Source organism: Streptomyces sp. NPDC001880 (assembly GCF_053594575.1).
On the sequence record NZ_JBSFET010000039.1, the window covers coordinates 50,479 to 61,424 of the forward strand.

Sequence of the window (10,946 nt, forward strand, 5' to 3'; positions counted from 1 at the left end):
GCTCATGTCGCGAATCGGCAAGCTCCCCATCCAGGTTCCCGCCGGTGTGGACGTCACCATCGATGGCCGCACGGTCGCGGTGAAGGGGCCCAAGGGCACCCTCACGCACACCGTCGCGTCGCCGATCGAGGTCACCAAGGGCGAGGACGGCTTCCTCAGCGTCACCCGCCCGAACGACGAGCGTCAGAACAAGGCCCTTCACGGCCTGTCCCGCACGCTGGTGGCGAACATGATCACCGGTGTGACCCAGGGATACAGCAAGGCGCTCGAGATCAGCGGTGTCGGTTACCGCGTCCAGGCGAAGGGCTCCAACCTGGAGTTCGCCCTGGGCTACAGCCACCCGATCGTCGTCGAGGCGCCGGAAGGCATCACCTTCAAGGTCGAGTCCCCGACCAAGCTGTCCGTCGAGGGAATCGACAAGCAGAAGGTCGGCGAAGTGGCGGCCAACATCCGCAAGCTGCGGAAGCCCGACCCGTACAAGGCGAAGGGCGTCAAGTACGCCGGCGAGGTCATCCGCCGCAAGGTCGGAAAGGCTGGTAAGTAGCCATGGCATACGGCGTGAAGATCGCCAAGGGCGACGCCTACAAGCGTGCCGCCCTCAAGCGTCGCCACATCCGTGTCCGCAAGCACATCTCCGGTTCGCCGGAGCGTCCGCGCTTGGTCGTGACGCGGTCCAACCGCCACATGGTGGCCCAGGTCATCGACGACATCGCGGGCCACACGCTCGCGTCGGCGTCGACCCTGGACGTTTCCATCCGTGGTGGCGAGGGCGACAAGAGCACCCAGGCCAAGCAGGTCGGCGCCCTGGTCGCTGAGCGCGCCAAGGCCGCAGGCGTCGAGGCCGTCGTGTTTGACCGCGGTGGTAACCAGTACGCCGGGCGGATTGCCGCTCTGGCTGACGCCGCCCGTGAAGCCGGTCTGAAGTTCTGAGCCCGGTTCCTACGCACAGCGGACGTAACAGAGAGAGGTAATTCCAATGGCTGGACCCCAGCGCCGCGGAAGCGGTGCCGGTGGCGGCGAGCGGCGGGACCGGAAGGGCCGTGACGGCGGCGCAGCTGCCGCCGAGAAGACCGCGTACGTTGAGCGCGTTGTCGCGATCAACCGCGTCGCCAAGGTTGTGAAGGGTGGTCGTCGCTTCAGCTTCACCGCGCTGGTCGTGGTGGGCGATGGTGACGGCACCGTCGGTGTCGGCTACGGCAAGGCCAAGGAAGTTCCCGCGGCCATCGCCAAGGGCGTGGAAGAGGCCAAGAAGAACTTCTTCAAGGTCCCGCGCATCCAGGGCACCATTCCGCACCCGATCCAGGGCGAGAAGGCTGCGGGCGTCGTCCTGCTGAAGCCTGCTTCCCCCGGTACCGGTGTTATCGCCGGTGGCCCGGTGCGCGCCGTTCTGGAGTGCGCCGGCGTTCACGACATCCTGTCGAAGTCGCTCGGCTCCGACAACGCGATCAACATCGTGCACGCGACCGTGGAGGCCCTCAAGGGCCTGCAGCGTCCCGAGGAGATCGCGGCCCGCCGCGGTCTGCCGCTCGAGGACGTCGCCCCCGCGGCCCTGCTTCGTGCGCGTGCGGGAGCGGGTGCGTAATGGCTCGCCTCAAGATCACGCAGACGAAGTCGTACATCGGCAGCAAGCAGAACCACCGCGACACCCTGCGTTCGCTCGGGCTCAAGCGCCTGCACGACGTGGTTGTCAAGGAGGACCGCCCCGAGTTCCGCGGAATGGTGCACACCGTCCGCCACCTCGTGACGGTTGAGGAGGTCGACTGACATGGCGGAGAACAAGCCGCTGAAGGCCCATGACCTCCGGCCCGCCCCGGGCGCCAAGACCGCCAAGACCCGTGTGGGTCGTGGTGAGGCGTCCAAGGGTAAGACCGCCGGTCGTGGCACCAAGGGCACCAAGGCCCGTTACCAGGTTCCGGAGCGCTTCGAGGGTGGGCAGATGCCCCTCCACATGCGTCTCCCGAAGCTCAAGGGCTTCAAGAACCCGTTCCGCACCGAGTACCAGGTCGTGAACCTGGACAAGCTCGCGACGCTCTACCCCGAGGGTGGAGAGGTCACCGTGGCCGACCTGGTCGCCAAGGGTGCGGTGCGCAACAACCACCTCGTCAAGGTCCTCGGACAGGGCGAGATCTCCGTGGCGCTGCAGGTTTCGGTTGACGCCGTCTCCGGCTCCGCCAAGGAGAAGATCGCCGCCGCCGGCGGCACCGTCACCGAGCTCGTCTGAGACAACTCGATGGCTTGAACATCCGACCGGGGATGCCTCTCATATGGGGCATCCCCGGTTGGTCGTTCCTAGGGGGGCATGGTCGCCGGTAAGGTGGCGTGCGTCGTTGTGTGGTAACCCCTGGGCGCCCGCCCGGGGACTTTGACTCTTTACGTATTCGTCGATCCTCAAGACCGTCACCTCTTCGCTCTGCGCGGGGGTCGCAGGAGGCACCGTGCTCACCGCGTTCGCCCGGGCGTTCAAGACGCCCGACCTGCGCAAGAAGCTGCTCTTCACGCTCGGCATCATCGTGATCTACCGGCTCGGGGCACACATCCCCGTACCGGGAGTGAGTTACGAGAACGTCCAGATGTGTGTTGATCAGGCCAGTAAGGGCAACAACAGCCTCTTCGGCCTGGTGAACATGTTCAGCGGTGGTGCATTGCTGCAGATCACGATCTTCGCGCTCGGCATCATGCCGTACATCACTGCCAGCATCATTCTTCAGCTGCTGACCGTGGTCATCCCCCGACTGGAGACGCTCAAGAAGGAGGGGCAGTCCGGCCAGGCCAAGATCACGCAGTACACGCGTTATCTGACCGTCGCGCTCGCCATCCTCCAGGGCACCGGCCTGGTGGCCACCGCCACCAGCGGCGCTCTCTTCAGCGGCTGCCCGGTCGCCGATCAGATCGTCCCGGACCAGTCGATCTTCACGACCATCGTGATGGTCATCACGATGACCGCGGGCACCGCGGCCGTCATGTGGCTCGGTGAGCTCATCACCGACCGCGGCATCGGCAACGGCATGTCGATCCTGATGTTCATCTCGATCGCCGCCAGCTTCCCCGGCTCCCTGTGGGCCATCAAGACCAGCGGCAAGCTGGCCGACGGCTGGATCGAGTTCGGCACCGTCATCCTGATCGGCTTCGTGATGGTGGCCCTCGTCGTCTTCGTCGAGCAGGCCCAGCGCCGTATCCCGGTGCAGTACGCGAAGCGCATGATCGGCCGCAGGTCGTACGGCGGTACGTCGACGTACATTCCGCTGAAGGTCAATCAGGCGGGTGTGATTCCCGTCATCTTCGCTTCTTCGCTGCTGTACATCCCCGCCCTGATCGTCCAGTTCTCCAACTCCACTGCGGGCTGGGCGACCTGGATCAAGGACAACTTCGTCACGGGTGACCACCCGATCTACATCACGGCGTACTTCCTGTTGATCGTCTTCTTCGCCTTCTTCTATGTGGCGATTTCGTTCAACCCCGAGGAAGTCGCCGACAACATGAAGAAGTATGGTGGCTTCATCCCGGGTATCCGGGCTGGTCGACCTACTGCCGAGTACCTGAGCTACGTGCTCAACAGGATCACTTGGCCGGGCTCGCTGTACCTGGGTCTGATCGCTCTTGTGCCGACGATGGCGTTGGCAGGCTTCGGTGGCGCCAACCAGAACTTCCCGTTCGGCGGGACGAGCATCCTCATCATCGTGGGTGTGGGTCTGGAGACCGTGAAGCAGATCGAGAGTCAGCTCCAGCAGCGCAATTACGAAGGGTTCCTCCGCTGATGCGAATCGTCCTCGTCGGGCCGCCCGGTGCCGGCAAGGGAACGCAGGCTGCGTACCTTGCCAAGAACCTGTCGATTCCGCAGATCTCCACGGGCGATCTCTTCCGCGCCAACATCAGCCAGGGCACCGACCTTGGCAAGCAGGCCCGCGCCTTCATGGACGCAGGTCAGTTGGTGCCGGACGAGGTCACCATCGGGATGGCCAAGGACCGCATGTCCCAGCCGGACGCCGTGAACGGCTTCCTGCTGGACGGCTTCCCGCGCAATGTGGGTCAGGCCGAGGCCCTTGACGCCATGCTCAAGGACGAGGGCACCAAGCTCGACGCGGTCCTGGACCTGGAAGTTCCCGAGGACGAGGTGGTCAAGCGCATCGCCGGCCGCCGGATCTGCCGGAACGACGGCTCGCACGTCTTCCACGTGACGTACAACCCGCCGAAGGCCGAGGGTGTCTGCGACGTCTGCGGCGGCGAGCTGTACCAGCGCGACGACGACACCGAGGAAACGGTCCGCACCCGGCTGGAGGTCTACCACTCGCAGACCGAGCCGATCATCGACTACTACCGGGCCCAGAACCTGGTGGTCACCATCTCCGCGCTCGGCAAGGTCAACGATGTGACCGAGCGGGCGATGGAGGCGCTCAAGTCCGACCAGGGCTGAGCGAAACACCCGCAGTACCTGTGCAGTCGGCCGCGGCGTCCATGGGCGCCGCGGCCGACTGTTTGCGCCGTATCGTTGTGTGAGTACGCCGCAGACGTCACCGTTCGACGCAGTCCGATGCAGAGAGGCGCCACGCAATGGTGCAGATCAAGACCCCCGAGCAGATCGCGAAGATGCGCGAGGCGGGGCTGGTGGTCGCTGCCATTCACGCGGCCACCCGCGAGGCGGCGGTGCCCGGCGCCACCACGCTCGACCTGGACCAGGTCGCCCGCAAGGTGATCGCCGATCACGGTGCGAAGTCGAACTTCCTCGGGTACGGCGGTTTCCCCGCGACCATCTGCACCTCGGTCAACGAGGTCGTCGTCCACGGCATCCCGGACGGCAAGACCGTCCTCAAGGACGGCGACATCATCTCCATCGACGCCGGCGCGATCGTCGACGGCTGGCACGGCGACGCCGCCTACACGGCCTTCGTGGGCACCGGTCACGCTCCGGAGCTGGTCGAGCTCTCCCGGGTGACCGAGGAGTCCATGTGGGCCGGTATCGCCGCGATGAAGGTGAACAACCGACTGGTCGACATCTCGAAGGCGATCGAGTCCTACATCCGCCGCCAGCCCCGCCCCGCCACCGGCAAGTACGGGATCATCGAGGACTACGGCGGCCACGGCATCGGCACCGAGATGCATATGGACCCGCACCTGCTGAACTACGTCGCCCGCAAGCGCGGCAAGGGCATCAAGCTCGTTCCCGGTGTCTGCCTGGCCATCGAGCCGATGGTCTCGCTCGGTACGGCGCGGACCGAGGTGCTCCAGGACGACTGGACCGTCATCACGACGGACGGCACCTGGTCCTCCCACTGGGAGCACTCGATCGCCCTCACCGAGCAGGGCCCCCTGGTGCTGACCGCCCCGGACTGCGGCAAGGCGAAGCTGGCGCAGTACGGGATCGAGGCGGCGCCGGATCCGCTGGGCTGAGCGTGGGGGAGGGGCCGGGATCGAGACGGCGCCGGATCCCTCCCCAAGGCCTTGAGGACCAGGGGAGACCCCGTCCGCTGACGGCACTCGGGCGATTTGACCTGCTTGTGGAGGTCTAAGGATCTCCTCGGGTGGGCAAACTTGACGGATTCGTCTTTTGGGGTTCGCTGACGTAGACTGACTCGTCGGCTGTCGTGCATCAGTGTGTCCGCATGCGATGTCGAGAGTCGATCAAGGTAGCCGATTCGAAAGGCGAAGCGTGGCCAAGAAGCAAGGTGCCATCGAAATTGAGGGCACCGTGATCGAGTCCCTCCCGAACGCCATGTTCAAGGTGGAACTCCAGAACGGTCACAAGGTCCTCGCGCACATCAGCGGCAAGATGCGGATGCACTACATCCGAATCCTTCCGGATGACCGGGTCGTCGTGGAGCTCTCTCCGTACGACCTGACGCGTGGCCGGATCGTCTACCGCTACAAGTAGATCTTGCCTCCACCCCGCTTCCGCGCGGTGACGGCACTGACCCGGAGAACCTGACATCCCATGAAGGTCAAGCCGAGCGTCAAGAAGATCTGCGACAAGTGCAAGGTGATCCGCCGTCACGGTCGGGTCATGGTCATCTGCGACAACCTGCGCCACAAGCAGCGCCAGGGCTGACGTACGACCCCCTGCATCTCGCAGCACTTCGCGCGACGCACGTAATACGTACATACGCAGAGTCCGTCCAAGCTTCGGCTGACGACACCTCCGGTGGGGGCCGGGGACCCGGGCGTACCACCTCTCCCTGTGAGGGGTCGGCGATCGGGAGCGGCACTGCGGAAGACCCCCGAATGAACAACTGGAGCCATTGAATGGCACGCGTTTCAGGTGTTGACATCCCGCGCGAAAAGCGCGTGGAGGTTGCCCTCACCTACGTCTTCGGTATCGGGCGCACCCGGTCCAAGGAGATTCTCGCCACCACGGGCGTGAACCCCAACACCCGCGTTCGCGACCTGGCCGAAGAGGACCTGGTCAAGATCCGCGAGTACGTGGACGCCAACCTCCGCACCGAGGGTGACCTCCGTCGCGAGATCCAGGCCGACATCCGCCGCAAGGTCGAGATCGGCTGCTACCAGGGTCTGCGTCACCGCCGCGGCCTGCCGGTCCACGGCCAGCGCACCAGCACGAACGCTCGTACCCGCAAGGGCCCGCGTCGCGCGATCGCCGGCAAGAAGAAGCCGGGCAAGAAGTAGTCCTCAGCGGACGCACTGCGGGCATCCGGGCCACCGGTCATCCGCAGCAACCAGCGGTCTTCGCTGTAGGACCGATCACCTCCCCTCTCCATCTGGAGTCAAGACATGCCCCCCAAGGGTCGTCAGGGCGCAGCCAAGAAGGTGCGTCGCAAGGAAAAGAAGAACGTCGCTCACGGCCACGCGCACATCAAGAGCACGTTCAACAACACCATCGTCTCGATCACGGACCCCTCGGGCAACGTGATCTCCTGGGCCTCCGCCGGCCACGTCGGCTTCAAGGGCTCGCGCAAGTCCACCCCCTTCGCCGCGCAGATGGCCGCCGAGTCGGCCGCCCGCCGCGCGCAGGAGCACGGCATGCGCAAGGTTGACGTCTTCGTGAAGGGTCCGGGCTCCGGCCGCGAGACCGCGATCCGTTCGCTCCAGGCCACCGGCCTGGAGGTCGGCTCGATCCAGGACGTCACCCCCACCCCGCACAACGGATGCCGCCCGCCCAAGCGTCGCCGCGTCTGATTTCGGGCTCTGCTTCAGGCAGTAGCTCGCGGGTCCGGGCGGTACGGCCCCTTCGGGGTCGTGCCGCCCGTACCCTTGTCAGTATCTGGGGGCGTCAAATAGTGGGCGCCCACGACTGAAGGAACGCAACATGCTTATCGCTCAGCGTCCGTCGCTGACCGAAGAGGTCGTTGACGAGTTCCGCTCCCGGTTCGTCATCGAGCCGCTGGAGCCGGGCTTCGGCTACACCCTCGGCAACTCTCTCCGCCGTACGCTCCTCTCCTCGATCCCCGGTGCCGCTGTCACCAGCATCCGGATCGACGGTGTCCTGCACGAGTTCACCACCGTGCCGGGCGTCAAGGAGGACGTCACCGACCTCATCCTCAACATCAAGCAGCTGGTCGTCTCCTCGGAGCACGACGAGCCGGTCGTGATGTACCTGCGCAAGCAGGGTCCCGGCCTGGTCACCGCCGCCGACATCGCCCCGCCGGCCGGTGTCGAGGTGCACAACCCGGACCTGGTCCTGGCCACGCTCAACGGCAAGGGCAAGCTGGAGATGGAGCTGACCGTCGAGCGCGGTCGCGGCTACGTCTCCGCCGTCCAGAACAAGCAGATGGGCCAGGAGATCGGCCGTATCCCGGTCGACTCCATCTACTCGCCGGTGCTCAAGGTCACGTACAAGGTCGAGGCGACCCGTGTCGAGCAGCGCACCGACTTCGACAAGCTGATCGTCGACGTCGAGACCAAGCAGGCCATGCGTCCGCGTGACGCCATGGCCTCGGCCGGTAAGACCCTGGTCGAGCTGTTCGGCCTGGCGCGCGAGCTCAACATCGACGCCGAGGGCATCGACATGGGCCCGTCCCCGACGGACGCCGCGCTCGCCGCCGATCTGGCGCTGCCGATCGAGGAGCTGGAGCTCACGGTCCGTTCGTACAACTGCCTCAAGCGCGAGGGCATCCACTCCGTGGGTGAGCTCGTGGCTCGTTCCGAGGCCGACCTGCTCGACATCCGCAACTTCGGTGCGAAGTCGATCGACGAGGTCAAGGCGAAGCTGGCCGGTATGGGCCTCGCGCTGAAGGACTCGCCTCCCGGCTTCGACCCGACCGCCGCGGCGGACGCGTTCGGCGCGGACGACGACGCGGATGCCGGTTTCGTGGAGACCGAGCAGTACTGATACGCCTCCGGCCGGGGCGCCCGGGTTTTTGCGGGTGCCCCGGACCGGGGTGAGGCTTTGCCCTCGACCGCCGGACGGGCTCGACCGTGCCCGTCGGCTCTTGAACTTCCGTGTGGCGTCCGCCGCGCGGGAACTGACACCGGTACCTGATACGGCCGGTGCAGCACACAAGGAGAAACACCATGCCGAAGCCCGCCAAGGGTGCCCGTCTGGGCGGCAGCGCCGCGCACGAGAAGCTGCTTCTCAACAACCTCGCGAAGTCGCTGTTCGAGCACGGCCGCATCACCACGACCGAGGCCAAGGCCCGTCGCCTGCGTCCGGTCGCCGAGCGTTTCATCACCAAGGCGAAGAAGGGCGACATCCACAACCGTCGCCTGGTGCTGCAGTCGATCACGGACAAGGGCGTCGTGCACACGCTCTTCACCGAGATCGCCCCGCGGTACGAGAACCGCCCCGGTGGTTACACCCGCATCACCAAGATCGGCAACCGTCGTGGCGACAACGCCCCGATGGCGGTCATCGAGCTGGTCGAGGCGCTGACCGTGGCCCAGCAGGCCACCGGTGAGGCCGAGGCCGCCACGAAGCGTGCGGTCAAGGAAGACGCCCTCAAGAAGGACGAGGCTCCGGCCGAGGCCGTCGAGGACGCCAAGCCGGCCGACGACGCCGAGTCCAAGGACGCCTGAGCGTTCTGAGACCACTGGACGGGCCCGCATCACCCTTCGGGGCGGTGCGGGCCCGTTCCGTATGTACCTGTGAGCAGCTGCGGAAAAGGACCCTTGGGTGAGTGACGACGTGGAGCCCGGCTTCGTACGGGTGCGGCTGGACCTGGCCTACGACGGCAAGGACTTCTCGGGCTGGGCGAAGCAGACCGCCAGGCGGACCGTCCAGGGGGAGATCGAGGACGCGCTGCGGACCGTGACGCGGTCCTCGCGGACGTACGACCTGACCGTCGCCGGGCGGACCGATGCCGGGGTGCACGCGCGGGGGCAGGTCGCGCATGTCGACCTGCCGGACGAGGTGTGGGCCGAGCACGGGGAGAAGCTGCTGCGGCGGATGGCCGGGCGGATGGCGCCCGATGTGCGGATCTGGCGGATCGCGCCGGCGCCCGACGGTTTCAACGCGCGGTTCTCGGCGCTGTGGCGTCGTTACGCCTACCGCGTCGCCGACCGTCCCGGCGGGGTGGATCCGCTGGTACGCGGTCATGTGCTGTGGCACGACCGGCCGTTGGACATGGCGGCCATGAACGAGGCGGCTGCCCGGATGGTCGGGGAGCACGACTTCGCCGCGTACTGCAGGAAGCGCGAGGGCGCGACGACCATCCGCACGTTGCAGAAACTGAGTTGGGAACGGGACGAGGCGACCGGGATCCTGACGGCGACCGTGCAGGCGGACGCGTTCTGCCACAACATGGTCCGGGCGCTGATCGGTGCGGCGCTCTTCGTCGGGGACGGGCGCCGTCCGGCCGAGTGGCCGGCCCAGGTGCTCGCGGCCCGGGTGCGCGACCCCGGGGTGCACGTGGTGCGTTCGCACGGGCTGACACTGGAGGAAGTCGCCTACCCGGCCGACGAGTTGCTGGCCGCCCGTGCCGTGGAGGCGCGCAATGTGCGCACACTCCCGGGGGGCGGCTGCTGCTGACGCTCTTACTCCGGGGCCGCCGCGGTGCGTGCCCGCCGCCGGCGCCAGGCGCGCGTCAGTGCGGTGGCCAGGTACAGGGCCACGAGCGTGTACACCGTCGCGTGGACCGGGGTGACGCCGGGCGTCGCCCAGCCGTGCACCGCGGCTGCCGCGAAGAGCAGCAGGCCCAGCGTGCGCAGCAGCCACCAGCGCGGCCGGCGGGGGCGGTAGGCGCCCGGGGGCGCCGGGTGTTCGCCGTCCCGGGTGGTCATCGCGGAGCGCATGCCGGCCAGCAGTCCCCGGCGGGTGAGCACCCGGGCGCCCGGCAGGGTGTCCAGGACGTCCGGGCGCTCGCCGAAGCCCGGGGGGAGCGGGGGCAGGGAGAGCGCCGCCAGGAGGTCCGCCTGGTGGCGGGGCGGATTGCCGGTGGAGCGCAGGACGTGCGTCAGCGGGCGGGGGTCCGGGAGGGCGAAGGCGCGGGCCAGGGCCTCGGCCGTGGCGGTGACCGCGGCGTGGTCGGGGGCCGGGGACGTGGCGTCCCACTCGTGGGCGGCCAGCGGTCTGCCCTTGAGGAACAGTGTGATCCCGCAGCGTTCGGGGGTGCGGCGCAGGACCAGCGTGGGCCACTTCTCGCCGGTGGTGAAGTTGTCGGCCGCCGTGGTCAGCGGGTCCTCGGTGGACAGGACCGAGCGCTTGGCGGGGCGGGCGTCGGCAACGGCCTCGACATAGGTGTGGGTGTCGGTCGCGGGGGCGGTACGGAGCGAGACGCCGCACATCAGCGCGGCCTGCGCCACGTCCGCCGGGCGGGCCGCCGCTATCGCGACCGCGCAGGGGGCGCCGGACGCCCGGACCGGGGTGGGGGCCGGTGCGGTGCAAGGCTGCGGGGGACGGCCGAAGAAGGGAGTTCGGGAGGCCAGTTGGACGCGGGTGCCGGAACGGGTTTCGAGGAACTCCTGGCGCGGATCGTCGCCGAAGTACGCCCAGGGATACCTGGTGGCGCGGGTGCCGATGCTGCGGAAGGCGTCGAGCGCCTCGTCCCAGCGCTCCGTGCGCA

The 10,946-nt window shown here is 67.4% G+C and carries 15 protein-coding genes and 1 pseudogene; 15 read left to right on the plus strand and 1 reads right to left on the minus strand.

The features are described from left to right. Nucleotides 1-4: 4 nt before the first annotated feature. The 15 genes from rplF to truA all read left to right on the plus strand — a co-directional run bounded on the left by rplF (nt 5) and on the right by truA (nt 9,913). Entirely contained in the window at nt 5-544 is a 540-nt protein-coding gene (gene rplF / locus ACWCQ6_RS21435; protein ID WP_189544135.1) for a 50S ribosomal protein L6, read from the plus strand. 2 nt (nt 545-546) lie between these two features. Beyond that, nucleotides 547-930, plus strand: coding sequence for a 50S ribosomal protein L18 (gene rplR, locus ACWCQ6_RS21440; RefSeq protein WP_093540756.1), 384 nt, complete (start codon nt 547-549; stop codon nt 928-930). A 46-nt stretch (nt 931-976) separates the two neighbouring features. After that, nucleotides 977-1,582, plus strand: a complete 606-nt coding sequence (gene rpsE / locus ACWCQ6_RS21445; RefSeq protein ID WP_072485533.1) for a 30S ribosomal protein S5 — start codon at nt 977-979, stop codon at nt 1,580-1,582. Then, entirely contained in the window at nt 1,582-1,764 is a 183-nt protein-coding gene (rpmD, locus tag ACWCQ6_RS21450) for a 50S ribosomal protein L30 (protein WP_018550611.1), read from the plus strand. The genes rpsE and rpmD overlap by 1 nt, the downstream gene beginning before the upstream one ends. A gap of 1 nt (nt 1,765) precedes the next feature. Then, nucleotides 1,766-2,221 carry a 50S ribosomal protein L15 gene (rplO, locus tag ACWCQ6_RS21455; protein ID WP_018550610.1) on the plus strand — a complete coding sequence of 152 codons (456 nt, stop codon included), beginning with the start codon at nt 1,766-1,768 and terminating at the stop codon, nt 2,219-2,221. Between the two features lie 214 nt (nt 2,222-2,435). Then, nucleotides 2,436-3,755 (plus strand): preprotein translocase subunit SecY, encoded by a 1,320-nt coding sequence (gene secY / locus ACWCQ6_RS21460; RefSeq protein WP_451091423.1) that lies wholly within the window; start codon nt 2,436-2,438, stop codon nt 3,753-3,755. After that, entirely contained in the window at nt 3,755-4,411 is a 657-nt protein-coding gene (locus tag ACWCQ6_RS21465) for an adenylate kinase (protein WP_451091425.1), read from the plus strand. Before secY ends, ACWCQ6_RS21465 begins: the two co-directional genes overlap by 1 nt. 137 nt (nt 4,412-4,548) lie before the next feature. Further along, a complete protein-coding gene (gene map, locus ACWCQ6_RS21470; RefSeq protein ID WP_451091427.1) occupies nt 4,549-5,385 on the plus strand; it encodes a type I methionyl aminopeptidase in 837 nt (278 codons plus the stop codon). 259 nt (nt 5,386-5,644) lie between these two features. Then, nucleotides 5,645-5,866, plus strand: a complete 222-nt coding sequence (gene infA, locus ACWCQ6_RS21475) for a translation initiation factor IF-1 (protein ID WP_003956442.1) — start codon at nt 5,645-5,647, stop codon at nt 5,864-5,866. A 60-nt stretch (nt 5,867-5,926) separates the two neighbouring features. Further along, nucleotides 5,927-6,040, plus strand: coding sequence for a 50S ribosomal protein L36 (gene rpmJ / locus ACWCQ6_RS21480; protein ID WP_003956441.1), 114 nt, complete (start codon nt 5,927-5,929; stop codon nt 6,038-6,040). 194 nt (nt 6,041-6,234) lie between these two features. After that, complete coding sequence (gene rpsM / locus ACWCQ6_RS21485; protein ID WP_018519286.1) at nt 6,235-6,615, plus strand: 30S ribosomal protein S13; 381 nt, start codon at nt 6,235-6,237, stop codon at nt 6,613-6,615. Between the two features lie 105 nt (nt 6,616-6,720). Further along, nucleotides 6,721-7,125 (plus strand): 30S ribosomal protein S11, encoded by a 405-nt coding sequence (gene rpsK, locus ACWCQ6_RS21490; protein ID WP_003956432.1) that lies wholly within the window; start codon nt 6,721-6,723, stop codon nt 7,123-7,125. Nucleotides 7,126-7,255: 130 nt separating this feature from the next. Beyond that, nucleotides 7,256-8,278: a DNA-directed RNA polymerase subunit alpha gene (locus ACWCQ6_RS21495; RefSeq protein WP_451091428.1), complete on the plus strand. Its 1,023-nt coding sequence runs from the start codon at nt 7,256-7,258 to the stop codon at nt 8,276-8,278. A 182-nt stretch (nt 8,279-8,460) separates the two neighbouring features. Further along, complete coding sequence (gene rplQ / locus ACWCQ6_RS21500; RefSeq protein WP_072486706.1) at nt 8,461-8,961, plus strand: 50S ribosomal protein L17; 501 nt, start codon at nt 8,461-8,463, stop codon at nt 8,959-8,961. A gap of 97 nt (nt 8,962-9,058) precedes the next feature. After that, complete coding sequence (gene truA / locus ACWCQ6_RS21505) at nt 9,059-9,913, plus strand: tRNA pseudouridine(38-40) synthase TruA (RefSeq protein WP_451091430.1); 855 nt, start codon at nt 9,059-9,061, stop codon at nt 9,911-9,913. A 5-nt stretch (nt 9,914-9,918) separates the two neighbouring features. Here the strand turns inward: truA and ACWCQ6_RS21510 are convergent. After that, nucleotides 9,919-10,946: pseudogene (locus tag ACWCQ6_RS21510) on the minus strand (hypothetical protein); the annotation flags it as partial.